This window comes from Bacillus sp. BR3(2024) (genome assembly GCF_039134555.1).
In the GTDB taxonomy this organism is placed as follows: Bacteria; Bacillota; Bacilli; order Bacillales; family Bacillaceae_G; genus Bacillus_A; species Bacillus_A cereus.
This window is the reverse complement of the sequence record NZ_CP152433.1, coordinates 5189473-5215337: the sequence shown is the minus strand read 5'-3', so window position 1 is coordinate 5215337 and position 25865 is coordinate 5189473. Positions and strand designations below refer to the sequence as shown.

Sequence of the window (25865 nt, the reverse complement as noted above, 5' to 3'; positions counted from 1 at the left end):
ACTAACTAAATAAAAAGGAATGAATCAAAGATGCTAAATTTAGTACTCATGATGATTGAACGAGTCGGACTTATAGTTATTTTAGGATTTTTACTCTCTCATATTAAAACTTTCAGACGCCTCCTTCATAAACAGGATGGCTATGTAGATAAGCTTAAGCTTATTTGTATTTTTTCGGTATTTACAATTGTAAGCAATTACACTGGGATTGAAATAGCAGGAAATACGATTATGAATGAAAATTGGTTACAAGGTGTTTCATCATCGAGTACCATTGCAAATACACGTATTATGGGTGTTGGAATTAGTGGATTGCTTGGTGGTCCTATCGTCGGAATTGGGGTAGGATCAATTGCTGGTATTCACCGTTATATGCTTGGAGGGACGACAGCTCTAAGTTGTGCAATCTCTTCAATTTTAGCAGGCGTTATAACTGGTTATATCGGATACATTTTTAAAAAATATAACCGTACAATTACCCCTAAGTTTTCAGCGATTTTAAGTGTTTTTATTGTTTCTTTAGAAATGATTATGATCCTATTAATTGTAGAGGATGGAATGAGCATTGTGAAAACAATTGCGATACCAATGATCCTTGTAAATAGTTTTGGAAGTTTTATTTTACTTTCTATGATACAAGCTATTTTGCGTCAGGAAGAGAACGCAAAGGCACTTCAGACTCATAAGGTATTACGTATTGCAGATAAAACGTTACCATATTTTCGCCAAGGCTTAACAGAAGAATCGTGTAAGCATGTGGCACAAATTATTCACCGCTTTACAGGAACAGATGCGGTATCCTTAACAGATACAGAGAAAATATTAGCTCATGTTGGATTAGCATCAGATCACCATATTCCGTCACATAGTTTAATAACTGGTTTGTCGAAAGAAGTGTTACACACAGGGAAAATAATGAAAGCAAAATCACGTGAGGTTATTAATTGTCAACATGAAGGCTGCCCTTTGCAAGCGGCGATTGTTATTCCACTAACTTCACATGGAAATACAATAGGGACATTAAAACTGTATTTCAAAAATCCTAACCAGTTAAGTCGTGTGGAAGAGGAATTAGCAGAAGGATTAGCAAAAATATTCTCTACACAACTTGAATTAGGTGAAGCTGAGTTGCAAAGTAAATTATTGCAAGATGCGGAAATAAAGGCATTACAAGCACAAATTAACCCGCATTTTTTATTTAATGCGATTAATACAGTATCAGCTTTATGCCGAACAGATGTAGAAAAAGCAAGGAAGTTATTATTACAGCTTAGCGTATATTTCCGATGTAATTTGCAAGGGGCACGTCAGTTATTGATTCCGCTAGAACAAGAATTAAACCATGTACAGGCATATTTATCCCTAGAACAAGCAAGGTTCCCAAATAAGTATGAGGTAAAGATGTATATTGAGGACGAGCTAAAGACAACTTTAGTACCACCATTTGTTCTTCAACTATTGGTTGAAAATGCGTTGCGACACGCCTTTCCGAAGAAGCAACCAGTATGCGAAGTGGAAGTGCATGTTTTTGAAAAAGAGGGTATGGTTCATTTTGAAGTAAAAGATAATGGGCAGGGAATTGAGGAAGAACGTTTAGAACAATTAGGAAAGATGGTAGTTTCGTCAAAGAAAGGGACTGGAACAGCTTTATATAATATTAATGAACGTCTTATTGGATTATTTGGAAAAGAAACGATGCTTCATATCGAAAGTGAATTAAATGAGGGGACAGAGATTACTTTTGTTATTCCAAAAAAAGTAGGGGAGGAAGAACAGATTGTTAAAAGTATTAGTAGTTGACGATGAAATGTTAGCACGTGATGAACTAAAGTATTTATTAGAGAGAACGAAAGAAGTTGAGATAATTGGTGAGGCTGATTGTGTGGAAGACGCATTAGAAGAACTAATGCAAAGTAGACCAGATATTGTGTTTTTAGATATTCAATTATCCGATGATAACGGATTTGAAATCGCCAATATATTAAAGAAGATGAAAAATCCACCTGCAATTGTATTTGCTACTGCCTATGATCAATATGCGCTGCAAGCATTTGAAGTAGATGCGTTAGACTACATTTTAAAACCATTTGATGAAGAGCGTATTGTGCAGACATTAAAGAAGTATAAAAAACAAAAACAATCGCAAATAGAAACGAAGCACGAAATAAAGGGGACAGATGTAACAGTAGAGATGCATAAATTAGCATTACCAATTGAAGAATCAATCGTACTTGTTAATATTGAAGATATTGTATATGTAGGACTTGTGGACGGAAAAGTGACAGTAAAAACAATGAGGGAAACATATGTAACACACGATACACTTGTGATTTTGGAAAAGAAGTTGCCGCAAGTAAGTTTCATGCGTGTTCATCGTAGCTTTATTGCAAATATTAATCATATTACTGAAATTCAGCCATGGTTCAATTCTACTTATAATTTAATCATGAAAGAAGGATCAAAAGTACCTGTTAGCCGTACATATGCAAAAGAACTCAAGAAGCTGCTTCGTATTTAAGGAGCAGCTTTTGTATTTCATCCTTTTATATTTGTAACTGATTCTGTATATTTGACGCTCTGTTATGTAAACGCTTACTCAGGCGGTTATATCCTATACAATAAAGGTACCAAATCGAAAGAGGTGGCCAAAATGAGTACGAAAAAAGTATATAGTTTCTTATCACAAGCATTCATATTCTCAGCTATTATGTTAATTTCTAATATTATTGCAACACATTTACCAATTCCAATGCCTTCATCGGTAATCGGGTTAGTTATTTTATTTAGTCTATTATGTTTAAAAGTTATTAAATTGGAGCAAGTTGAATCACTCGGAACAGCTTTAACAGGTATTATTGGATTCTTATTCGTCCCATCAGGTATTTCAGTTATTAATTCTCTTGGTGTAATGGGACAATACTTTGTACAAATTTTAACTGTAATTGTTGTAGCAACAGTTATTTTACTCGCTGTAACAGGATTATTTGCACAATTTATTTTAGGAAAAGATGAAAAAGAAACAGAAGATACAAAAGAATTGAAAGTAGTAAATAAAGGACGCAAGCACGGAAAGGTTGCGTAACCATTGTATTTATATATTGTTGGGAGGTAATGAACATGGCAAGCACAATGACTCCATATTTCGGAATCGTCGTTTCATTAATCGCATACGGAATCGGAACATTATTATTCAAGCATTCAAAAGGGTTCTTCCTATTTACACCATTATTCGTAGCAATGGTATTAGGGATTGTATTTCTAAAGGTAGGTAACTTTACTTTTGAAGAATATAATACTGGCGGAAAAATGATTAGTTTCTTCTTAGAGCCAGCAACAATTGCATTCGCTATCCCACTATATAAACAAGTTGATAAGTTGAAAAAATATTGGTGGCAAATTTTATCAGCTATCGTGGTTGGATCTATTTGCTCAGTAATTGTCGTGTTCATTGTTGCAAAAGCAATCGGTTTAGATACAGCAGTAATGAATTCAATGCTACCACAAGCAGCAACAACAGCAATTGCGTTACCAATTTCAGAAAGTATTGGTGGTATTCCAGCAATTACATCGTTTGCAGTTATTTTCAACGCAGTTATCGTATACGCATTAGGAGCATTATTCTTAAAAACATTTAGAGTGAAACATCCGATTGCAAAAGGTTTAGCACTTGGAACAGCGGGTCATGCATTAGGAGTTGCAGTAGGAATTGAAATGGGTGAGGTAGAGGCAGCGATGGCAAGTATTGCTGTAACGGTAGTTGGGGTTGTAACAGTAGTTGTCATCCCAATGTTCATGCCATTCATTGGATAGTAAAACTTACTTAAAAAATAAGAAAAGCAAGCTATTTGTAGGACAGATTTCTACTGATAGCTTGCTTTTTATGTTACAGTAGTGGTAAGACCTATTTAAAAAAATGTAAGTTTCCTTAAATCTTCATTAATACTATGTAGAATACGTTTTGAATTAGGTCATTGTATTGTAAAATAAGAAGTAAGCTACTATATACCTGTTAAGGTAGGCATATAATGAGTTTATAAAAATCTTAATATGAATGAATAATTAAAAGTAGAAAAGAGAGAGAAATCTACTTATTAACGTTTTAGTTTATAGGACAGGAGAGAGTATTCGTCGATTATGCAAATAAAAAACCTGTTTCAAAGCAAAGGATTCCAGAGGTTACTCGTATTAGTAATACTTGCTCTCGTGTTATACGGGCTGCAAAGTATGTTGAATTTAATATTAATTACGTTTATTCTCACGTATTTAATGGATCGATTCCAAAAGTTTATTTCACGCAAATTAGATCATTTCATGCCTATTAATCGAAAAATTATTATAGCGTTTCTATATGTAATGTTAATTGGTGGAATTGCTATTACACTATTTAAATATTTACCAGTATTGACGATACAAATTTCACAACTGATTTACCAATTCAATGTATTTTTAAGAAACCCACCAGATAGTGAACTAATTAAGTATGCAGTTAATGCTGTCAATCATATGGAGCTTTCTAAATATGTAGGACAAGGCGTAGACATTTTGTATAAATCGATTACGAATGTTGGTAAATTTGGCCTTCAAGTTTTACTTTCTTTAATTTTGAGTTTGTTTTTCTTATTAGAAAAATCTCGTATTGTCGGTTTTACTGCAAAGTTTAAAGAAAGCAGGCTTGCAATTTTCTATACTGAAATTGAGTACTTCGGAAAGAAATTTGCACGTTCATTTGGAAAGGTAATCGAAGCGCAATTTTTAATTGCTGTTGTTAACTGCGTTCTTTCAGTTATCGCATTATGGATATTAGGATTCCCGCAATTATTAGGTTTAGCGTTAATGATTTTCTTGCTTGGCTTAATTCCAGTAGCGGGGGTTATCATTTCGTTATTCCCACTTTGTATGATTGCTTACAATATTGGCGGTATCATGTACGTTGTTTATATTTTGGTTATCGTAACAGTGATTCATGCGCTTGAAAGTTACGTATTAAACCCGAAGTTTATGTCGCAAAAAACAAATTTACCGATTTTCTATACATTTATGGTATTAATCTTCTCAGAACACTTCTTAGGTGTATGGGGATTAATTATCGGTATTCCAATCTTCATCTTCTTATTAGATGTTTTAGACGTGACAAGTGATGAAATGGAGAAGGATGTTGGAAAAAATAAAGTGAAGTAAAGAAAAAGCATCGATGTTCGGTGCTTTTTCTTTTATAATATGATGTTTCTTATGCCATACTGTAAGCAGAACATAGAATAGGGGTGAAGTAATGGCTGTAAATGAAAAGGTAGAATTGGCTACATTTGCTGGAGGGTGCTTCTGGTGTATGGTTTCACCATTTGAAGAGATGGAAGGGATTATAAAGGTTGTTTCTGGCTATACAGGTGGTCATAAAGAGAATCCAACGTATAAAGAAGTATGTTCAGAAACGACGGGACATTATGAGGCAGTACAAATTACATTTGATGCAAATAAAATGCCGTATGAGGAATTGTTAAATATATATTGGAGACAAATTGATCCGACCGATATTGGTGGACAATTCCACGACCGCGGACAGTCTTATGAAACGGTGATTTTTTATCATAATGAAGAACAACATAAAAAAGCAGAGGCCTCAAAAGAAGAGCTTGAGCAGAGTGGACGCTTTTCAAAACCAATTGCGACAAAAATACTACCAGCAGCTACATTTTATCCAGCTGAAGAATATCACCAAGGATACCATAAGAAAAATACATTCCGCTATGAGTTATATCGTAAAGGCTCAGGACGAGATGCTTTTATTAAGCAACATTGGCCAAAGGATAATGCTCATTTAAAAGAAAAACTCAATGAGATGCAGTATTATGTAACACAGGAAAATGGTACAGAACCACCATTTCGAAATGAGTATTGGAACCATAAAGAGGAAGGTCTTTATGTAGACATCGTTTCAGGTGAGCCGTTGTTTACTTCTCTAGATAAATTTGATAGTGGATGTGGATGGCCTAGTTTTACAAAACCAGTGATGTCAGCAAGTGTGAAAGAAAAGATGGATGTGAGTCATAATATGACACGTACAGAAGTGAGAAGTAAAGAAGGAGATTCACATCTTGGGCACGTATTTCCAGATGGTCCAGGACCAAATGGCCTTCGTTACTGTATTAATTCCGCAGCTCTTCGATTTATTCCAAAAGAGGAATTAGAGAAAGAAGGCTATGGCGATTTCCTAATCTTGTTTGGAAATAAAAAATAACCTCGCAGTTAGCGAGGTTATTTTTTTGTTATTTTGTTTTTTTCTTTTTAAATTTGCTTAATACTTCATAAACGATTGGAACAATAAGAAGTGTTAATAACGTTGAACTTGTTAGTCCACCAATTACCGTTACGCCAAGTCCTTTAGAAATTAAGCCACTACCTTCAAATCCTAATGCAAGCGGGATAAGAGCACCGATTGTTGCAATTGCAGTCATTAAAATTGGACGAAGGCGTGTTGCACCAGCTTCTAATAAAGCTTCACGTGTTGATAGTCCTTCATTTTCCTTATGAATAACGCGGTCGATAAGCACGATTGCGTTTGTTACAACGATACCGATTAACATAAGCGCACCAATCATTGCAGATACACTTAATGTTTCACCAGAGATTAATAAGGCAACAAGAGCCCCAATAATTGTAAATGGTAGCGAGAATAAAATTGCGAATGGTGCTAGGGCACCACCAAATGTAACGACAAGAACGAAGTATACAATGGCAATCGCAGCTAACATCGCTAGGCCAAGTTGCTTGAATGATTCTTGAATATCTTTAGTAACACCGCCCATAGAAACATCTACAACAGAAGGAAGATCCATTTTATCTACTTCTTTTTGTACTGCAGCAGATGCTTTTGAAACGTCATCAGATGTTAATTTGGCACTAACCTCTGCATAAACACGTCCATCTCGGTGTGTTACTGTATTCGATGTTTCACCTTCTTTTACAGTCATAACATCTTTCACAGCTACTTCATTACCAAGTGGTGTTGTAATTTTGCGATTTGTTAAGTCATCGATTGTTTCATAATTTTGTTTTTCAGCTTCTACATATACATTGATATCTTTACCGTCTTTTTTAATTGTTGTCAGAACAGGGCGATCATGTTGATTAGAAAGTCCCATTCCAATTTGAGCAGCCGTTAAGCCCATTTTACTCAGCTTTTCTTGATCTGCGACTAAAGTGTACTCTGCATATGTTTTTGCAATACTAGAATCTATATCTTTTAAGTCTTTATTTTTCTTCATGATATTTTGAATATCTTTTACGACAGGCTTAATGTCTTCTGAGCTATCTCCATAAACGTATAGTTTAATTTCGTTACTACCGCCACTTGCTCCGAAGTCTTGGTTTTTCCATTCGCCTTTGCCAGACATCTTCTGTAAATCTTTAACGACTTGTTCTTTCTCTTTTTCAAAGTTTTTCGTGTCGTTATCATATTGCACGAAGAACATTGCTTGGTTTGATTGACCAGGACTCATTGGGTTTTCGCCACCTAATGAGAATTGAATTGTTTTGACGTCTTTATTATTTTGGAAGTGCTTCTCAGCTTTTGTTGCAATTCTTTCAACGTCTTCTAACGTTTGACCTGGTTCAGGGTTGTATGTTGCGATAATCATTTTTTCTTCTTCAGAAGGTAAGAAACTTACACCGATAACTGGTACAAGTGCAAGACTACCAACTAATAGAAGGACAGCGATACTTGATGTAATAATTTTGTGATTTAAAGCCCATGCAAGTATGCGTTTATACCCATTTGCTAATTTACTTGGTTTTTCTTCATGATGTACTTCTTTTTCCCTCATGCTCTCTTTCTTAAATAAGGAATGAGCTAGCATCGGTACGATTGTAACTGCTACTAGTAATGATGCTAATAAAGCGAAGACGATAGTTAAGGCGAATGGTAAGAACATTTCACCAATCATACCTTTTACTAGTCCAAGTGGTAAAAATACAGCAATTGTTACGATGGTAGAAGACATAATTGGGATAAACATTTCTTTCGTAGCTTCACGAATTAAATCTTTTCCGCGCAATTTCTCTTCTGATAACGACATACGTCGGTAAATATTTTCAATAACAACAATTGAGTCATCGACAACGCGGCCTATAGCAACGGTCATTGCTCCAAGGGTCATAATGTTAAGCGTAATATCCATTTGCTTTATGACTAAAACAGCAATTAATAAAGAAAGTGGTATGGAAACGACAGAGATTAACGTTGTTCGAATATTTCGTAGGAACAGCATAATAATAACGATCGCAAAGATAGCACCGAAAATTGCTTTGCTTAGCATTGTTTCAACTGATTTTTCAATAGGTGCACCTTGGTCGAATGTTGAAATGATCTCTAAATCTTTATATTTTTTCTCAAGATCTTTTACTTTATCTTTTACTGCATTTACAACATCAACTGTATTTGCATCAGAGGCCTTCACAATTTGAATTCCAATTGCTTCTTTTCCATTTGTTCGAGAAATAGATTCTGCTTTCCCAACTTCTTTAATGTCAGCAATTTCTTCTAATGTAACTGTTGGAATCCCGTTCATAGCAGCTGGATTCATTTGCGGCGTTTGTGCACCAGCGCCAGCATTTTGACTACCTTGACCGTTAGGTGAGGAAGGTATAGCTGGGATTTTAAGTTCTTTTAATGCTTTAATCGTTGTAATATTGCCATCTACAACAACTGATTTTTCCGTGTCTTTAAATGTGTATAAGCCAAGTGGTAAAGATACATCCGATCCCTTAATAACATTTTTTACAGTATCTTCACTTAGTCCTAGTTCTTTCATTTTATCTTTCTTGAAGACAAGCTGTACTTCATCTACTTGTTGGCCAGCAATTTGGACAGATGCAACACCATCAAGTCCTTTTAATCCCGGTACAACATTTTTTTCTACATTTTCAGTTAAAGTAGCTAAAGATTCATTCTTGCTTGCTACGCTTAACGAAATAACGGGAAAAGCATTGAAGTTTACTCGTGAAACTTTAGGATCTTTAACACCTTCTGGGAGTTTTACATTTGTGAGAGCTTCTTTAATTTCTGTTTCTGCTTTTTCCATATTTTTGTCAAAATCGTATTCTACTTGAATAGAAGATGCGTTTTGAAAAGATGATGAACTCACAACGTTAACACCGCTTAAATTTTGTAGTTGTTCTTCCATCGGCTTTGAAACTTTATCAGCTACTTCTTCTGGTGTAGCACCAGGATAGACCGTAGTTACTGTCACAATCGGTGTTGTAATATCAGGAATTGTTTCCAGCTTCATATTGAGTCCAGAGTAGATCCCCGCAATAGTAACAATAATGGTTAGTAGCCAAACTGCGAACTTATTTTTTAACGAGAAATTGATGATTTTGTTCATGTTTGCGCTCCCTTTGTATTATATTGACCAACTGGTCAGTCTAATACATAATATAACTGACCGTTCGGTCAATCGTCAATAAAAAGGGATGGTATAATACATTTATAATAAGATGCGAGATTAAATTTAGGAGAGAAGATATGAAAGAAAAAGAGCGTTTAATTATAGAATCGGCTATGAAGTTATTTGCTACTAAGGGTGTAAATGCGACATCAGTGCAGGAAATTGTGACAGCTAGTGGTATATCTAAGGGAGCTTTTTACTTATATTTTAAATCGAAAGATGAGCTTTTATTAGCGACACTTCGATATTATTATGACAAAATCCAAAAGAAAATGCTGGATATTGAACAAGAGTCTTTATTACCACGTGAAAAATTTGCAAAACAATTACATTGTCAGTTTAATGATATACAAAAGCATAAAGAATTTATTATTATGCATGCGAGAGAAAATGCAATTCCGTTTAATAAAGAAGTAGAAGAATTTATGATGCGGATGAAGTTAGAGTCTCATGCATTTTATTGGAATAGTTTATTGTCCATTTATGGTGAAAAGGTTATGCCATATTTATTGGATTTAGTAATTATAGTAGAAGGCATATGCCGTGGTTATTTAGAGTTAATTATTTTACAAGCACCAGAAATTGATTTATCGTATGTCGCTGCTTTTATTTTAAAAAGAGTAGATCATTTAGTAGATGGCTTAGTAGAATCTTCGGAAGAACCTATTTTACATGAAGAAAAGCTTGGAGAATTCCTTTGTAAATCAGAGCTCATTAAGGAACAGATTAAGGAACATTTTTTAAAAGAAATTATTGTGTTTAAACGTACATTAGCGGATCAATTAGAAGATGAGGAATTGCTTGTTACATTAGATGTTTTGGAGGCAGAAATGAGGATGCGAAATACAAGAATTCCAGTTATCCAAGGGATGTTGTTTAATTTAGAGGCATATCCAACTTTAAAAGAATTTCGTTTGAGGCTTATGGACTATTACAATATAAAAAGGTAACAATGATATTTATCATTGTTACCTTTTTCATTATTTAGGTCTTTCATCTGAATTCACTAGCTTAGAAGTATCGAAATTCCGTATTTCATTAGAGAAGTTAGTTAATCTTTGTTCGTAATCTTGTTTATTAGTAATCGGTTCAGTTGTTGCTAATTGTTTTACAATCCAATCATTTATATATCTGTAATAATGCGTTTGGTCAGACATATAATTAGAAAGATTATACGTAACTTCTTTTTGGTCTTGGAAATCATAGAGTTTTACATTTTTTAGTTGTGCTAATTTAGTGTATACTTCTTTTTTAAATAACATATTTTCCTTTGTATGCTTTGAGTCGTTTTTATCCATAACTACGTGATATGTTACTGGATATGGCGCATAGAAAAATGTAAATTGCACTTCCGGGTTTTGTTTTACAAGTTCAATAATATTAGAATCAAAAGATTTAAGCATTTGTTCATGATACCAACCATCGCTGATTGATTGATGAGATGTTCCATCAACAACCCTTTTAGCTATATCTGCTGAGAATTTTGGCTCGTCATCTCCAAATTTGTATAGCCAATGGGGATCCTGTGGAGATTTTGTTGGATCTAGTTTTAATTTCATATTCTGTAATGCTACTTTTCGAGAATACGGGCTAATTAAATATTGGATATCATTCAACTTATTTGTATCATACATGTAAGTTGGAAATGGTGAAGCACCTTCTGATACCCATTCAGGTTTTCCAGAGAATGAATATAAATTAAGTTCCCAAATAATATTTTTAACAGTTTTTGAATGAGTAGCTAACTGGGCTGTCATATTTTGTTCCCTAGCTGTTGAACCTGGAAGAGAGCCATTAAAGCTGGTAGTATGAAGTAATTTGTTAGCGTCAGGTTCAAGGAAGTTTCTTCCCATAGAAGTTCCTACAAATAAGGTATCATAATCCATATGTTTAATAAGTCCAGGCATTTGATAGCGTTCAGTAGCATAAAAATAATCGTTCTTCTTAAATTTATATACATATAATGGGTCAAGCTTATAAACAATAGAGCAAACTATTCCAGATAAAATGAAAAGGAATATAATAAACCAACATATAAAACGTTTATACATATTTTTCACCTACGGTTATTAGAAATTAAAGTATAAGAATGAACTTACACGATTTAAATACATCAAAGAAAGTATAAACATGCTAGCTAATGCAAGAGCATAAATCGGTTTTGGATGGAAAGATTCTAATTTTTCTATGGAATTTTTTGTAAATAATACAATAGCGGTTCCAATTGCTAGGTATAAAATAGTTTGGAAGTTAAAGTGATCACCAGTCACTTGGAACGGGAATAAATTACAAATTGAATAAATTAAATTATCCATTATAGACACACCAGTTAATGTTTCTGGACGGAATTGAATAAGTGCTGTTTGGATGTGTAAGTAATTTACGTTGAACATGCGATTTAACATAGTTAATGCATCTTCTACAGAAGTAGCTCTGAAGAACACCCATGTTACATGTACAAATCCCATTGTTAAAATCCAAGCAATTAATTTAGGCATTTTTCCACCTAAGTTTTTAAATAATCGATGTATTACAATAGCTAATCCGTGTAAAACGCCCCAAATAACAAACGTCCATCCAGCGCCATGCCAAATTCCACTTATAAGAAAAATTGTAAATAAATTTAAATAAGTACGAATTTGCCCTTTTCGACTCCCACCTAATGGAATATATACATATTGAGTGAAAAATCTTCCTAATGTCATATGCCAACGTCTCCAAAAATCTTGAATACTTAAAGATTTATAAGGAGAAAAGAAGTTAATTGGTAGTATAATGTTGAATAACAACGCTGCACCTATTGCCATATCACAATATCCACTAAAATCAAAATACAGTTGTAATGTATATGCAAGTGATGAAACCCATGCATCGGTCGTAGATAGTTGATTTACATTGCTAAAGCCAAAATCAGCCCATTGTGCTAGTGAATCAGCAATTACTACTTTTTTAGTAAGACCAATTCCGAATATGTAAAGTCCTTTTGCAATATTTTCAATATTCGGTCTCCTTTTGGATTCATCTTGAAATTGAGGAAGTACCTTACTATGATGGACAATGGGTCCTGCAATAAGTTGCGGGAAAAACGTTACGAACAAGCAAAAATCAATAAAATTAAACTTTGTTAATTCCCTCTTATAACAATCTACTAAAAAACCTATCTTTTGGAAGGTAATAAAACTAATGCCTAAAGGCAGTAATAACTTTAATAAAGGTACATCAGTTCCAAATAGGGTATTTATATTATCTAAGAAGAAGTCAGAGTATTTAAAGTACCCCAGTAATGATATGTTAAATACTAAACCAACTATTAAAAATACTTTTCGGGTTTTTTGATTAATTTTTTGTATAATTTGTTGGCCTATAAATGCGTTTGTAAATAATGAAACTCCTATTAGCAATAGGTATTTCACCTCAAAATATGCATAAAAGTAAAGGGACATACCTACTAAAAAAAGTTTTGCGAAATTCTCGTTAACTTTTTGCAATAGGAAATATCCAATTACTGCTATAGGCAAGAATAAAAGCATAAATTCAAAAGAATTAAAAAGCATAATATAGCCCCCAGCATTAATAAAATCTTACTCTATAAAAAACGTGACAACAGAACAAGATGTTGTCACGCAAGGTATAGTATAGCATAAAATATGGATAAAAATCTTATATCTATTAATTTTTATTTTGAGACCATTCTTCTACATTCCAAACTTTTGTAATCCAATCTTCATAGAAGTCCGGTTCGTGACATACAAGGAGGATTGTTCCTTTATATGCTTTCATAGCCTTCTTAAGTTCCGCTTTTGCTGTAACATCAAGATGGTTTGTCGGCTCATCAAATAGTAGCCAGTTACTTTCTTCACCCATTAGTTTACATAAACGAACTTTTGCTTGTTCTCCACCACTTAATTGACTTAATGGGCGAGAAATATGTTCATTTTTTAATCCGCATTTTGCTAACATCGCACGAATTTGATGCTGGTCTAGGCCAGGGAATGTATTCCATACATCATCAATTGGTGTTATATTGTCAGCTTTAACCTCTTGCTCAAAGTATGCAGGCACTAAGAAGTCCCCAAGGCTTGTTTTACCGCTTAAAGGTTTAATTTTACCTAAGATTGTTTTTAGTAACGTTGATTTACCAACACCGTTGCATCCAACAATAGCAATTTTTTCACCACGTTCGATTGTCATTGAGAGCTTTGGTAGTAGCGGATGTGTATATCCGATTTCTACATTTTCACCTTCAAAGACGAAGCGACTACTTGCACGACTTTCTTTAAATGAGAATTCAGGTTTAATTGCTGTTTCGGGGCGATCAATAAGTTCCATACGATCAAGTTGTTTTTGACGACTCTTTGCACGGCCTGTCGTTGAATAACGAGCTTTGTTCTTTGCAATGAAGTCTTCTTGCTTTTTGATAAACTCACGCTGCTTTTCATAAGCATTTATATGTTGATTTTTATTGATTTCTGCTAGTTCTAGGAATTTTTCATATGTCGCTGTATAGCGTGTCATTTTTGTGAATTCTAGATGGAAAATAACATCAACACATTTGTTCATAAATTCCGTATCATGAGAAATCAATAAGAATGCATGTGGGTATTCTTTTAAATAATTTGTTAACCAATGAATATGTTCAACGTCTAAATAGTTAGTAGGTTCATCAAGCAATAACACTTCTGGCTGTTCAAGTAATAGCTTTGCAAGCAATACCTTTGTACGTTGTCCACCACTTAGTGCTGAAACATCACGATCTAAACCAATTGCATCAATTCCAAGACCACGTGCAGCCTCTTCAATTTTCATATCTAGTAAGTAGAAACCACCTGCTTCAAGTGCATCTTGTATTTCTGCCATTTGCTCAAGAAGTTCTTCTAGTTCTTCTGGTGTAGCAGTTCCCATTTTTTCTGTAACTTCATTTAAAGCTTTTTCCTTTTCGAATAACGGTAAAAATGCATCCGCTAGTACGTCACGAATTGTACGCCCAGGCGTTAAAACAGTATGCTGATCTAAGTAGCCGTAATGTGTGCCCGGTGTCCATTCTACGCGACCTTGGTCATGAATAAGCTGACCAGTAATGATATTCATGAATGTTGATTTACCAACACCGTTTGCACCAACTAATCCAACGTGCTCACCTGCTAATAATCGCATAGATACATCTTTAAATAATGTACGATCGCCAAATGTATGTCCTAATTTTTCAACTGTTAATAAGCTCATAGTATCCTCCGTCCAACTTGAAATAGTACCTTGAATCATGATACTAAATTCTTTCATATAATGCTATCATTTCAAAATGTATATATTTTCAAAACAAGCTAATGTACAAATGTTTATTGCTCATTTCCCAGACCTTTATGGTCCAAATGCAGAAAGCACACTTGTCCATCATACATTAAAGGCAATACTTGCAAATAAAATATCTAGCTTTGTTGGAGATAAAAAGATTGCCCGTGAATATATTTTCACACCAGATGGTGCAAAAGCAATGGTTGAATTAGCTTCACATGATGAGGCCTATGGACAAAATTGGAACATACGAGGTTATGGTGTCATTACAGGTGAGGAAATGATTCAACACATACGGGAATTAACGGGATATACCAAATGAATAATAACTGTAAAAAGAGGAATGATCTAGTTCATTGGTCTGTTTGATAAGCAGATGAAAGAATTTGTGGAAAGGCTATATTTGACGGAAAAACTAGTTGTATTAAGTGGAGAGAAATACGAGAAATGTATTGGAGAGTTACCAAAACTTCTTATTATGATGGGTTAAAAGAAATAATTATGTATATGAAAAACAGATGTAAATAAAGAAGTTAAGTTCCTTTTCATGATTTTGAAAAGGAACTTAACTTTATACTACCTTTTTACCTAATTTTTGTTTTATAAACCCTAAAACGAATCCACGTATTTGAGGATCAATTACAATTCCAATCATACCGTATAGTATACCAGTAAGAGTTAAAGCAATTAGTGGCGGTAAGTTGATTAATGCAATTCGGTATATACCGTAACTAATAATAAAGGCCAAGGAATTAAATATAATTCCTTTAACTAATAATTGCATGCCTTTACGAATAAAGAGGGTAAATCCGATTAATAGTGTAATTTCGGTAAGGATAGCTGCGACAGCTGCCCCCATCATTCCATATTTACTACCTAATACAATATAACCTATGATGGCAACAACTAATCCAATAGTCATTGTTGTTGCACGTTTCCATTGCTGGCCAATCGTTGTTAAATTATCGGCTAGTGGATAGTTAATTGATTGTAAAATAACCATAAACGCTAGAATAGCAAGAGCGTCACCGGCGGGAGCGTATTCTTCTCCTAATAAACTAACAATCCAGAAACTTGGATCAGCAATAAAGGGGATAGAAATTCCCATTCCTAAAAAAGACATAAGTTTTAATTCAAAACTTGATAATTTTCTATGTTCTTCAATATTTTTCTCATTACCAAAAGCAAACAGCCTTGGATAAAAGGCAGCTGCAATTACCCCAGGTATTTGATATAGTACAGCAGGTATTTTAGATGCAGCACCAAAGAATCCAACTTGATTATACGTTGAAACCTTTTCTAATATAATAGGGCCCAATTGTGGTAAGAGCATAATGATGATTCCATTGATTGTGAAAATAAGTAGTTGATCTAAAATGCCTTTATCCCAACCCTTATGGACTTTCGTGTAACGTATTGTCATTATAAAGGCGATAACACCTGTTACAAGACTAGATACCCCATACATGGCAGCAACCATCATAAGTGACCATTGGAAAGACATCCCTAGTAATAGGGCAGCAGCAGCTGTTACACCTTGTAGTACAGAAATAATAGCTGTAAATTGCATGCGTTCTGTTACTTGGAAGTAAGCCATTCCAACACCTTGTAAAGTTGCTCCAAACATTGTTGGCAGAACAACCCAATATACCATCGCACGTAAGTAAGCATCGGGATAGAAGAACTGGGCAAAAATAGCGAAAAGTACAGAAATTACGATAGCTAATATTAAACGAATACGTAAATAACTACTTATTAGCACGCTAATATTAGCATCGCTTCTCGTTCCTTCACGCATAAACGTATGTGTCAAACCTGCATCTGTAAAGTAACAAATAACAGCTGAAACTGCTAACGCAGTTGTAAACATACCGTAATCACTTGGAGAAACATATCTTGCAAAGAAAATTGTTGCAATAGCCAGTACAAAACGGACAGTAATGTTTCCTACAAAGAGGTAGGATGCGTTTTTTAGAATTTTATTTGTTTTCATGGGAAAAGACCTTTCTATTCTTTAGGACCCGGTTAGCTTGTCCTATTTGTAAATTTGATTTGTTCACAGAAAGAGAGAGTATCGTTATATTTTCAGTTTAAGAAAACAGAAATTTAATTCGTACAAACCAAAGCATTGCATATAGTTTTTTACTACGTTTTCCATTCTTTGAATAGATTTTACGGCAATATTTCTTTATATCTTTTTTGATTAATTGAACTTGTGATTTATCTAATTGAGAGTTTCCCTTAATATATATACAAGCGTTATTGATGACTGTATAAGGGAATAAATAAGTCTCAAGAATCTCAATAAGTGACTGAGGGTCTTTTGTAATGAAATCTTGAGATTTATTATGTACCCAATCTTTCATACGATTGAATACTTCCAACTCTTTTGTCGTTTTTAATTCATAATCTTTATACTTAGAAGAAAGATTTCCTTCTGATAAGATTCTATAATATGTTAAATATTCATCGATATAGCATACATTTGTCACACTCATTAGTTTAAATAAAAACTCTAAATCTTCGCCCCAACTACATCCTGGTGTAAAACGAATGTTATGATCCATTACGATGGATCGTTTGAAAATCCAAGTACTTGTTTGAGCAACAACTTGATGTGTTAGGAATGCTTTTGCCATATCACCTTTAATAAAGTTTGTTGTATGTTCAACCTTCTCGCCTGTTTCTTCGTAAAAATTCATATAACCACAATAGCACGCGTTCATTTCATTTTTATGCATACTTTCGACTTGCTTCTCAATTTTGGTTGGATGCCATAAGTCATCACTATCAAGGAAAGCGACATATTCTCCGCTAGCATTTTCGATACCTGTATTACGGGCTACCGAAACACCTTGGTTTTTTTGATGAATGTATTTTACTTGCCCTGGATATTTTTCAGCAAGGTTTTTCACAATAGAAGGTGATTGATCTTTACTTCCATCATCTACAATTACAATTTCGATATTTTTATATGTTTGATCTAGTATTGACTGCATCGTTTCTTCAATATATTTTTCTGTGTTATACAGAGGTATGACAACAGAAACAAGTTGCTTTTGTTCCATCATAGAATTTTTATCTCCTCAAGTTTTTTATGTCTTGCATCATATATACAAGCCTTTTGAAAGGAAGAAGATTACAAGAACATCTGTATAAGTTTAACGCATATAAACTTTGTAAATCAACTTTCTATTAAAAAGGTAGCGGGAAATGAGATTCTTATGGTTAATTCTCGTATTTTAAACAGCTTTAACATGTCTATTGCTTATAAATTCTTATTTATACCATTTTAACTTATTAGTAAGTAGGATATATTTATCGTAAGGGTTGTGAAGGCGAACAAATTATTATTGAGAATAAAAAAACCTCTTAATTTTTGAAATAAATTAAGAGGTTTTTTATATTAGCTTTGAAATATTAGGTTAGTCTTTGTCTGGCTCAGTTGCATTTAATTTTTGCTTTAGTAACGCATAATCTTGCGTTAATGTTACAAGTTGATGATGTTGTTTAGAAATTTTTCTTGTTAGGTCAAAAATTAAAATGAAACAGAATAATAGTCCAAATAAGAATAAAATGGAAGGGGGATATTCTACTTTTAATAGTTTTCCAATCCAGTTTATAATTTTATCGGTAGAACTTAAAATAGCCATTGCAATACAAACAAAAATCCATAAAACAGCATATTTTGTTTCTAAAGTTCCACGGCGAATGGAATTAATAATTAATAATAATAATAATAAAATAAAGATGAATGAAAAGGTAATTATAGGCATTTATTATCAACCTTTCACGATTTTTTGCATCAATATAGCAAGGCTTACTTTAATCATGTAATATGCAGATTTAAAAGGTGTGATGGAAGATTGTCCACCTTGTCGCTCTTGCATATTTACAGATATTTCATTAATGCGAAGTTTTTTCTTTTTTAAATGAATAAGAACTTCTGGTTCTGGATAGTCTTTTGGATAGTTGTGTGCAAAAATTTTAATTACTTCTCGATTGATAGCACGATATCCAGAAGTTGGATCCATAAATGTTTGTTTTGTTAGTACTTTCAATAGGGCAGTAAAATAAAAAATACCGATTCTTCTGGAAATACTACCTTTATATGCTGTTTTTTCTGTAAAACGTGACCCTAGCACCATATCGCATTCATCTTCAGCGATTGGCTTTATAATTTTATATAAATCATCTGGATTATGTTGTCCATCAGCATCGAACTGAATCGCAATATCATATCCGTTCTCATATGCGTATTTATATCCAGTTTGTACAGCTGAGCCAATACCTAGGTTATATGGTAAATTCACAAGGTGAACAGGAAAATCTTGTACGATTTGAGCTGTTTTATCGTGTGATCCATCATTAATAACACAAATGCTTAATCCTGTGAAATGCTGTTTTAGTTTTAATAATCTTGTTAATGTATCTGCAATTGCTTCTTCCTCGTTATACGCTGGAATAATAATTAACGTTTTTGGTATTGAAATTGGTACTTCAATAGTCATTACCGCACCATCCCTTATATACTTAATCATATTATGGTTATTTTTAAACGAACTTTATTTAATATACCATTAATAGTATAACAAAATAAAGGAAAAGCTGGTGCATGATTTAGGAGAACAGATTGACAATAAAATGGTAAGAGGTGATATTTTGTATAAAAAAATACATGCAAGGAAGAAAAAATCTGTGCATGTATATGGAAGAGTATCGTATTAAATATTCCAAGGTTTATTTAAAGTTAAAACCTCAGCCATTTCTTTGCTTTTTAAACGCCCTTTTTTTCTATTTTCCGCGCGTTCTGAACCGGTTGTGTGTAACCAATGTTCTTCCTCAGTTTCAGGAAGTACTTGTGGTACGGACGAAGGTTTTCCATCTTTTATTGCTACGAATGTAATGAAGCAAGTAGCGGCAATTCTACGCTCGCCTGCTAATAAATTTTCTGCGATTACTTTTACGAAAACTTCCATTGAAGATTTACCTGTATAACATACAAATGCTTCATAACAAACAGAATCAGCTTGGTGAATTGGAGTTAAAAAATCAACTGAATCAATAGATGCTGTTACGCAATGTTTACGACTATGTCTTGCAGCCGCAATTGAAGCAATACTATCAATCTCTGCTAATAATTTCCCTCCAAAAAGTGTTTGGTGATTATTTAAATCGTTAGGAAAAACACGTGTTGTCTTAATTGCTTTAGATTCTCGCATGAATTTCTTTTCCATATATTCAGCCCCTATAGTCTGTTTTCAATCAGAATAATATGTGTAAGCGGATTACTCATATTAGATATTTAATGAAGTAAAGTGTATTCCAAAAGAGGATTATTTAAACTTCTGTATTTGTATTCATGTAACTGAAAGAAAATTTATTTTATCTAAAATGTAGTGTAAAAGAGGATTCGCTTACATTGCAAGTAAAAAATAATGACTATGTATTTGTTATAGAAATTCCCTATCAGCCGTGTACCCATTCATGATAGAATCGTTTTGTTATGAATGGAAATAGAGGTGCAATGGACATATGAATCATATACAAACAAATTTTTCATCTTTCTTCAATAAAATTACAATCGGTGCGATGCTCGCATTTTTTGTTTATAGTTGTTGGGCAGCATTTGAGACAAGTAAGCAATTTTTTGGAGGAAGTACAACAAGTGTAACAATCATATTGGCAATTTTCGTCATACTCATTTTGTTAGTGGCATCAATTCTACAATATCGTTTTACAGATAAACAATTTCTTGTTTTTCTTATAAGTATATCTATAGTTGTGAGGCTTAGTATGCTGTTATTTGTAGATGCTCCAATAATTGGTGATATGAAAGTGATGTATGAGTCTGCAAAGCAGATTGCAATTGGTAATAATATAGGGACTGTAACTCATTTACCTTTTATTATATATGAGTCGGTAATTATTCGTATATTTGGTTATTCATTATTCGCTTTACAACTATTTAATGTGTTATTTTGCGCAGGAACCGCATTTTTTATTTATCGTATTGCGGCAATGGTTTTTGGAGAAGAATGCGGTCGTATTGCTTCTATATTTTATGCTCTGTATATTCCAAATATATTGCTGAGTTCCGTATTAACTCCTGAGTCACTTGCAATATTTTTATTTTATTTTGCTTGTTACATACTTTTATATAAAGGGTTAGATCATCCTTATATGTGGGTGTTTTCAGCGGTTTTATTTGCATTTAGTAATATGATTTTTCCAATGGGATTATTTCTTCCTATTTTTATCACTGTATATGTATTATTAATTGAAGTGTCTCAATCAGCAACGAAACAAAAAGTGTTACTAAAGATGGTAGGGATACTTATTCTATTTTATAGTACTCATTTTGGTGTGAATTATGGAATTAAGGCAATGGGATTGTCACAATATACGATTTCGAATGAGACGTATGTTCAATCTGTCTTAATTGGAAAAACGAAACATGAGGAAAAAATATCGGAAAATCAAAGTGTAACAGAGCATATTGATCAAAAGTTAAAAGAGATTGAGGGAGAAAGATTTAAACTTTTAGAACCGATGATAAATCAGTTTTCAGATGAGGGGATAAATTCTATTCTTTTCAAATGTGAAAAACTGATATATATAGCCGTAACATTGTTTATGACTATAGCTCTATTACACTTCCTTATTAAGAAACAACAAAATGAGGGATATATGTTGTTCTTATTTTTAATTAGTGGCTACGTATTGCTAAAGCTTTTCCAAGTAGATATGGCATATTACAATGTAATTATGCCGGCATTGTTTATTTTGCAGAGCTTTGGTGTTTATATGAGTTATGTGTATTGTCAAAAAATATTTTTCAGAAAATAAAAAGAATCCATTCTGGATTCTTTTTTTTGATGGAAGATGAAACTTAGTAGTCAGTGCAAAATGGAAAGTATGCCGGACCTGAATTTTATCCCGTTATTTTCCAGGCAGTAAGCCCCCCACCTCAAAATCAGCGAAAGCAAAGAAGTTAGGTGGGGGCGGACTGCCTGGAAAAGCCCGATTGTTGAGGGCTGATTAAAGTTTCACTTTATCTTATCGATTTAGTTCTAGTTGTAAATTATCGGCTGTTAGAGCCATTTGTGAGGAATCATCTTGAATTCCTTTCATTACTTGTGAAATAGCTTGTAGCTCATGTTCAATTTTCTTATTCTGTTCTTTTGAGTTAGACATATCTTTTACAATTTCTTCGAAGTATCGATCTGTTGCCGACATACTATCCGTTCCTTCTGATACGAGAGAGCTAATTTGTTTCACGGAAGACGAGACACGGATAATTTGTTCATTTGTTTTTTCGACGAGCTTTGTAACGTTAAAGATAGATTCTTTCGTTTGCTCTGATAATTTTCGTATTTCACCAGCAACAACAGAAAACCCCTTCCCAAATTCTCCAGCACGCGCAGACTCGATAGCAGCATTTAGTGCGAGTAAATTTGTTTGCTCCGCGATTGATTTAACGATATCTATGATTTCGTTAATTTTGTTAGAAATATCAAGAAGTTCATGAGTATCTGTAATAATTGTTTCCATATTCATTTGAATAGATCCCATTCGTTTGTTTTGCTGGTTTAATTGTTCTTTCCCTTTATTCGCTTTTTCTTCAGATGTTGTAGCTAATGATGTACCTGTTTTAGCAATCTCTACAATAGTTTCAGACTTAGCGGTTAGTTTTTGAATAGAAGAGCTTGTCTTTTCAGATACAGCAGCTAGTTCTGTTGCGATATGCGTAATTGTCATAGCAGTTAATTCTTTTTCTTTCTCATGCTCTTTTTGCATTCTTTCATATTCAGATTCATAAGCTGCAAGAACAAGTTCTTGTTCAAGAGTGAATAATTTATTTATGACATTTATAGAATAGGAAAAATCATCGATTGTTGTTAATTTTGTTTGTAAAATCTTCATGATAGAGCGGAATAATTCTTGATAAGCAGCAGTATACCATTTTCGATGTAAACCAATTTGTACATGCCTTTTGGCAATCCTAACACGCTGTTCAATAAAATCTTCATGCATATTGCCGCTGAATAATTCTTTAATATGTGTTTTTAAAGTTTGTTTTAGTTTTGGAATAGAGCTGTAACGCTCAATAATAGTAATTAAATTAGGTTGTTTTGTAATGTTGGCATAAAATTTTTCAGTAATCCAATCAATTTCTGCATAAATAAAAGGCTGTAGTACTTTTACAACTTGTAAATCTTCTTTTGAAATATGCAGCATATCCATTTGAATTTTCAATTCAGAATTAGTAGGTACATTAAAAGTTATTTGTTGGTCCTTACTTAATTCGATTATACTGGCATTTGTTTTATTAATATTTTTTTTGAAAACCCCAAGCATCATTCTTCCCCCTGTATATAAAACGTTTTCAATTTTAAAACTAATATAGAGTAATTATATATGCTTATATATAATTACTCTATATTAGTTCGTTGAATAGTATATAAATTAAGAGAATTCTATCTAGAATTCTCTTAATGGCCTTTATTAATTTTAGCATGTGTTTTAAAGAAAACAGGGAAATGCACATTATATATTACAGTGACGACACGAATAACGAATGTTACTAATAAACAAACATAGAAAGCTAATACGTGCGCCCCCATAGCGTGTGTGATTAGGAAGCTAATTGCTCCTAAGATAGAAGCGATTGCGTAAATTTCTTTTCGGAATACGTAAGGGATATCTTGAGCACAAATGTCACGCAAAATACCGCCTCCAATACCTGTAATGACTCCCATTGAAACAACTAGAAATGAGGCGTCAACATGATGTGACATTGCCGCATTTGCACCAATAGCTGTAAAAACGCCTAAGCCAACAGCATCAGAAAGCATAATAACGACTTGAAGTTTATTGATGCGCTCAAAAAACATACAAGTAAATAATGCTGATAATACACTTACGAAAAAGTAAATGGGTTTTACAAATGCGACAGGGGGCAGGTTACCAATCATAATATCACGAATAATACCGCCGCCGAGCGCAGTAGCTACAGCTAAACAAAGGACACCAAATAAATCTAAATCTTTTTTTAAACCAACTAATGTACCAGAAATGGCAGCGGCGATAATGCCAAGAAACGTAAATATATCGATTAATAACATGGCCTTAATCCCTTCCTCTTAAAGATGTTCCAGAGAAAAAATATACACTAAAGTATTGGAAATAACAATTACTTTTCGTTACATGTAGAAAAACGGATAAAATACATAAAGAAAGCGTTTGAAAATGTTTAGGAGAAAACGAAGCAAGGTTAATCTTTAGTTGTAGGATAGCCGAGTGGGTGTTTGTGTGTAATTATTAAATTATATTTTTATAAATAAATTAATAAATGTTACTATAATGCCGATAATAAGTGGAAGAGTGTTAGATAGTTTTTATAGAGATAGGGAAGGATAGCTAAAGGATAATGTTTTCTAGTACTACTTACGCTAGATTTGGTTAGTTTCGGCATAAAAATAAGTTCTCAATTTAAATATGAGTTATGTTATAATTGCTAGGTGTGTTTTGAAGATAAAAATTATGATTAAAAGATAATGTTAAGATTTTGTATGGAGGTCTTGGAATGTTAGCAAATCAAGCTAGGGTTAGATTTGAGCGTTTTTTGCTCTTTTTTATTATTTTACAGCCTGTTTTAGATTTATTAACGTCTCTTAGCATCACTTTATTAAAGTCAAATGCTACCGTTGGAATTTTAGTAAGATTCCTTATTATGGCTGTTGGTGGTATTTACATTTTAATTCAGGCAAAAGAGAAGGAAAATAGAAAGTTTTTAATTTATCTTATATTATTAGCCGGAGTTTTAGGGATAGGATTTATTAATAACAAACTAGTCAAAAATCCTATTGTACTTAGTGAAGAGGTTAAATTCGTTGCGAAAGCATTATATATATATATCATGCTGGGATCATACATTTTAGCTTTAAAATCATTGAAAAAGAAGGTTAATATTAGTGATAAGGTTCGAAATAGTATTGTATATTCTACATTAATCATTAACGCAATTATGGTTATTTCTATTTCAACATCTACTGACTTTGGTAGTTATGAATGGATGAAGGTTGGTTCTCGAGGTTGGTTCTATGCAGGGAATGAACTAGGTTCAATCTTAGCTATTATTTTCCCTATTGTGGTACTATATTCTATTCAAAAAACAAAGAGCTGGAAACACATTTTATATTGGATTCCATCACTTTTAATGATTTATTCGCTAATTCAAGTTGGTACAAAAGTAGGAATGGGCTCAATTGGTGCTACGTTAGCGGCAGTAATCGGGATCATTGTACTACAATTATTATTTGATAGAAAAAATCCGAACAAAAAATCCCTTGCGCTTAATGCAGTAATTGCTATTGTCCTATTAGCTGGTGTAGTTGGAACGTTTAAACAAACGCCATTAGCACAAAATATGGGTATTCACAATAATTATTTATCAGAGCAAAATGTAGCACAGCAAGGTCAAAAAGAAAAAGAAATTAAAGAGAAGCTGAAAAAAGAACAAGAACTTAAAGCAAAAGAAGAAAAGCATCATAAAGGTGAAAAGACAGAAGAAAAGGCGAAGATAGAAGAGGAAGTTAAGAAAGAGCTTGAGAAAGAGCAAAAGAAAGAAAATCAAGAAAATCTTATTTTCAGTGGACGTCAAGTATATGAAGAAAGACATAAGCAGTTCTTTAAAGAAGCGCCAACGTCACAAAAGTTATTAGGAATGGGTTATGCAGGTAACTTTAAATACAATGAACAAAAGCAGCCAGATCCAAAACTAATTGAAATGGACTTCCATGATTGGTTTTATGATTTCGGGATTATTGGCTTTGTATTACTAATGATTCCATTTATTTATTACGGGCTAAGAATTCTACTAGCATTTGCTACGAGATTTAAGGACATATTTAATATAAAATATGGAATGATTTCAGCAAGCTTATTGTTAGCGTTAGGTATTGCTTATATTGCAGGACATATTTTAACAGCACCAGGAGTTGGGATTTACTTTGTAGTGGTGTTAGCTTATCTAATAGTAGACCTAGAAATTGAATGATAAAAATAAAAGCTAACTTTTGTTAGCTTTTATTTTTTAGTACAGTAAAATAAAAATAGATGGAAACG

General features: G+C 33.3%; 20 protein-coding genes and 2 pseudogenes. 11 read left to right on the top strand and 11 right to left on the bottom strand.

The genetic code is table 11. The annotated features are described in order from the left end of the window. Positions 1–30 precede the first annotated feature (30 nt). From lytS to msrB, 7 genes and pseudogenes are all read left to right on the top strand, one after another. Positions 31–1800: a two-component system sensor histidine kinase LytS gene (gene lytS / locus V7S45_RS26860; protein WP_000933561.1), complete on the top strand. Its 1770-nt coding sequence runs from the start codon at positions 31–33 to the stop codon at positions 1798–1800. Next, on the top strand, positions 1778–2518 hold the full coding sequence (locus V7S45_RS26855) for a LytTR family DNA-binding domain-containing protein (RefSeq protein ID WP_000921843.1): 741 nt from the start codon (positions 1778–1780) through the stop codon (positions 2516–2518). Before lytS ends, V7S45_RS26855 begins: the two co-directional genes overlap by 23 nt. 132 nt (positions 2519–2650) lie before the next feature. After that, positions 2651–3082, top strand: coding sequence for an antiholin-like murein hydrolase modulator LrgA (gene lrgA, locus V7S45_RS26850; protein WP_000104901.1), 432 nt, complete (start codon positions 2651–2653; stop codon positions 3080–3082). Between the two features lie 35 nt (positions 3083–3117). Beyond that, a complete protein-coding gene (gene lrgB, locus V7S45_RS26845) occupies positions 3118–3810 on the top strand; it encodes an antiholin-like protein LrgB (protein WP_000168869.1) in 693 nt (230 codons plus the stop codon). A 324-nt stretch (positions 3811–4134) separates the two neighbouring features. Then, positions 4135–5178, top strand: coding sequence for an AI-2E family transporter (locus V7S45_RS26840; protein ID WP_001166010.1), 1044 nt, complete (start codon positions 4135–4137; stop codon positions 5176–5178). 91 nt (positions 5179–5269) lie between these two features. Beyond that, positions 5270–5737: pseudogene (gene msrA, locus V7S45_RS26835) on the top strand (peptide-methionine (S)-S-oxide reductase MsrA); the annotation flags it as partial. A 45-nt stretch (positions 5738–5782) separates the two neighbouring features. Beyond that, positions 5783–6235, top strand: a complete 453-nt coding sequence (gene msrB, locus V7S45_RS26830) for a peptide-methionine (R)-S-oxide reductase MsrB (protein WP_224201069.1) — start codon at positions 5783–5785, stop codon at positions 6233–6235. A gap of 28 nt (positions 6236–6263) precedes the next feature. On the opposite strand, the gene V7S45_RS26825 is transcribed toward msrB, so the two are convergent. Beyond that, positions 6264–9380, bottom strand: a complete 3117-nt coding sequence (locus V7S45_RS26825) for an efflux RND transporter permease subunit (protein ID WP_342761612.1) — start codon at positions 9378–9380, stop codon at positions 6264–6266. A gap of 140 nt (positions 9381–9520) precedes the next feature. On the opposite strand from V7S45_RS26825, the gene V7S45_RS26820 reads away from it, so the two are divergent. Then, positions 9521–10393: a helix-turn-helix domain-containing protein gene (locus V7S45_RS26820; RefSeq protein ID WP_342761611.1), complete on the top strand. Its 873-nt coding sequence runs from the start codon at positions 9521–9523 to the stop codon at positions 10391–10393. Positions 10394–10423: 30 nt separating this feature from the next. Here V7S45_RS26820 and V7S45_RS26815 read toward each other — a convergent pair whose 3' ends face one another. The 3 genes from V7S45_RS26815 to V7S45_RS26805 form a co-directional block, all read right to left on the bottom strand. After that, the gene (locus V7S45_RS26815) at positions 10424–11494 is read right to left on the bottom strand and encodes a hypothetical protein (RefSeq protein ID WP_000278074.1); all 1071 of its coding nucleotides are present in this window, start codon (positions 11492–11494) and stop codon (positions 10424–10426) included. A gap of 18 nt (positions 11495–11512) precedes the next feature. Next, positions 11513–12997, bottom strand: a complete 1485-nt coding sequence (locus V7S45_RS26810) for an MBOAT family O-acyltransferase (RefSeq protein WP_049106895.1) — start codon at positions 12995–12997, stop codon at positions 11513–11515. A gap of 115 nt (positions 12998–13112) precedes the next feature. Next, positions 13113–14666, bottom strand: a complete 1554-nt coding sequence (locus tag V7S45_RS26805; RefSeq protein WP_000055412.1) for an ABC-F family ATP-binding cassette domain-containing protein — start codon at positions 14664–14666, stop codon at positions 13113–13115. Positions 14667–14754: 88 nt separating this feature from the next. Here V7S45_RS26805 and V7S45_RS26800 point away from each other — a divergent pair. Then, a pseudogene (locus tag V7S45_RS26800) lies at positions 14755–15263 on the top strand (short chain dehydrogenase); the annotation flags it as partial. Positions 15264–15306: 43 nt separating this feature from the next. On the opposite strand, the gene V7S45_RS26795 reads toward V7S45_RS26800, so the two are convergent. The 5 genes from V7S45_RS26795 to V7S45_RS26775 all read right to left on the bottom strand — a co-directional run bounded on the left by V7S45_RS26795 (position 15307) and on the right by V7S45_RS26775 (position 19972). Continuing rightward, positions 15307–16728: an oligosaccharide flippase family protein gene (locus tag V7S45_RS26795; RefSeq protein ID WP_000856133.1), complete on the bottom strand. Its 1422-nt coding sequence runs from the start codon at positions 16726–16728 to the stop codon at positions 15307–15309. A 97-nt stretch (positions 16729–16825) separates the two neighbouring features. Beyond that, positions 16826–17806 (bottom strand): glycosyltransferase, encoded by a 981-nt coding sequence (locus tag V7S45_RS26790; RefSeq protein ID WP_000970515.1) that lies wholly within the window; start codon positions 17804–17806, stop codon positions 16826–16828. A gap of 354 nt (positions 17807–18160) precedes the next feature. After that, positions 18161–18511, bottom strand: coding sequence for a DUF2304 domain-containing protein (locus V7S45_RS26785; protein ID WP_001121774.1), 351 nt, complete (start codon positions 18509–18511; stop codon positions 18161–18163). 6 nt (positions 18512–18517) lie between these two features. Then, positions 18518–19246, bottom strand: coding sequence for a glycosyltransferase family 2 protein (locus V7S45_RS26780; protein WP_000151539.1), 729 nt, complete (start codon positions 19244–19246; stop codon positions 18518–18520). Positions 19247–19459: 213 nt separating this feature from the next. Next, positions 19460–19972, bottom strand: coding sequence for an acyl-CoA thioesterase (locus V7S45_RS26775; protein ID WP_000412121.1), 513 nt, complete (start codon positions 19970–19972; stop codon positions 19460–19462). A 298-nt stretch (positions 19973–20270) separates the two neighbouring features. Between V7S45_RS26775 and V7S45_RS26770 the strand changes: the two genes are divergently transcribed. Beyond that, the gene (locus V7S45_RS26770) at positions 20271–21584 is read left to right on the top strand and encodes a glycosyltransferase family 39 protein (protein WP_342761610.1); all 1314 of its coding nucleotides are present in this window, start codon (positions 20271–20273) and stop codon (positions 21582–21584) included. 210 nt (positions 21585–21794) lie between these two features. On the opposite strand, the gene V7S45_RS26765 is transcribed toward V7S45_RS26770, so the two are convergent. Both V7S45_RS26765 and V7S45_RS26760 read right to left on the bottom strand, forming a co-directional pair. Continuing rightward, the gene (locus tag V7S45_RS26765) at positions 21795–23096 is read right to left on the bottom strand and encodes a globin-coupled sensor protein (protein WP_000901889.1); all 1302 of its coding nucleotides are present in this window, start codon (positions 23094–23096) and stop codon (positions 21795–21797) included. Positions 23097–23230: 134 nt separating this feature from the next. After that, positions 23231–23863 (bottom strand): trimeric intracellular cation channel family protein, encoded by a 633-nt coding sequence (locus V7S45_RS26760; RefSeq protein ID WP_000924371.1) that lies wholly within the window; start codon positions 23861–23863, stop codon positions 23231–23233. 461 nt (positions 23864–24324) lie between these two features. Here V7S45_RS26760 and V7S45_RS26755 point away from each other — a divergent pair, with 461 nt between their 5' ends. Further along, positions 24325–25797, top strand: coding sequence for an O-antigen ligase family protein (locus V7S45_RS26755; protein ID WP_342761609.1), 1473 nt, complete (start codon positions 24325–24327; stop codon positions 25795–25797). Positions 25798–25865: the final 68 nt, after the last annotated feature.

What these genes read in the sequence shown, in the direction of transcription:
- V7S45_RS26805 (WP_000055412.1), bottom strand. Translation starts at nt 14,666, where the DNA reads ATGAGCTTATTAACAGTTGAAAAATTAGGACATACATTTGGCGATCGT.
- lytS (WP_000933561.1), top strand. Translation starts at nt 31, where the DNA reads ATGCTAAATTTAGTACTCATGATGATTGAACGAGTCGGACTTATAGTT.
- V7S45_RS26765 (WP_000901889.1), bottom strand. Translation starts at nt 23,096, where the DNA reads ATGCTTGGGGTTTTCAAAAAAAATATTAATAAAACAAATGCCAGTATA.
- lrgB (WP_000168869.1), top strand. Translation starts at nt 3,118, where the DNA reads ATGGCAAGCACAATGACTCCATATTTCGGAATCGTCGTTTCATTAATC.
- V7S45_RS26760 (WP_000924371.1), bottom strand. Translation starts at nt 23,863, where the DNA reads ATGTTATTAATCGATATATTTACGTTTCTTGGCATTATCGCCGCTGCC.
- V7S45_RS26810 (WP_049106895.1), bottom strand. Translation starts at nt 12,997, where the DNA reads ATGCTTTTTAATTCTTTTGAATTTATGCTTTTATTCTTGCCTATAGCA.
- V7S45_RS26780 (WP_000151539.1), bottom strand. Translation starts at nt 19,246, where the DNA reads ATGACTATTGAAGTACCAATTTCAATACCAAAAACGTTAATTATTATT.
- V7S45_RS26820 (WP_342761611.1), top strand. Translation starts at nt 9,521, where the DNA reads ATGAAAGAAAAAGAGCGTTTAATTATAGAATCGGCTATGAAGTTATTT.
- V7S45_RS26775 (WP_000412121.1), bottom strand. Translation starts at nt 19,972, where the DNA reads ATGGAAAAGAAATTCATGCGAGAATCTAAAGCAATTAAGACAACACGT.
- V7S45_RS26785 (WP_001121774.1), bottom strand. Translation starts at nt 18,511, where the DNA reads ATGCCTATAATTACCTTTTCATTCATCTTTATTTTATTATTATTATTA.
- V7S45_RS26790 (WP_000970515.1), bottom strand. Translation starts at nt 17,806, where the DNA reads ATGATGGAACAAAAGCAACTTGTTTCTGTTGTCATACCTCTGTATAAC.
- V7S45_RS26825 (WP_342761612.1), bottom strand. Translation starts at nt 9,380, where the DNA reads ATGAACAAAATCATCAATTTCTCGTTAAAAAATAAGTTCGCAGTTTGG.
- V7S45_RS26755 (WP_342761609.1), top strand. Translation starts at nt 24,325, where the DNA reads ATGTTAGCAAATCAAGCTAGGGTTAGATTTGAGCGTTTTTTGCTCTTT.
- lrgA (WP_000104901.1), top strand. Translation starts at nt 2,651, where the DNA reads ATGAGTACGAAAAAAGTATATAGTTTCTTATCACAAGCATTCATATTC.
- V7S45_RS26795 (WP_000856133.1), bottom strand. Translation starts at nt 16,728, where the DNA reads ATGAAAACAAATAAAATTCTAAAAAACGCATCCTACCTCTTTGTAGGA.
- V7S45_RS26815 (WP_000278074.1), bottom strand. Translation starts at nt 11,494, where the DNA reads ATGTATAAACGTTTTATATGTTGGTTTATTATATTCCTTTTCATTTTA.
- V7S45_RS26840 (WP_001166010.1), top strand. Translation starts at nt 4,135, where the DNA reads ATGCAAATAAAAAACCTGTTTCAAAGCAAAGGATTCCAGAGGTTACTC.
- V7S45_RS26770 (WP_342761610.1), top strand. Translation starts at nt 20,271, where the DNA reads ATGAATCATATACAAACAAATTTTTCATCTTTCTTCAATAAAATTACA.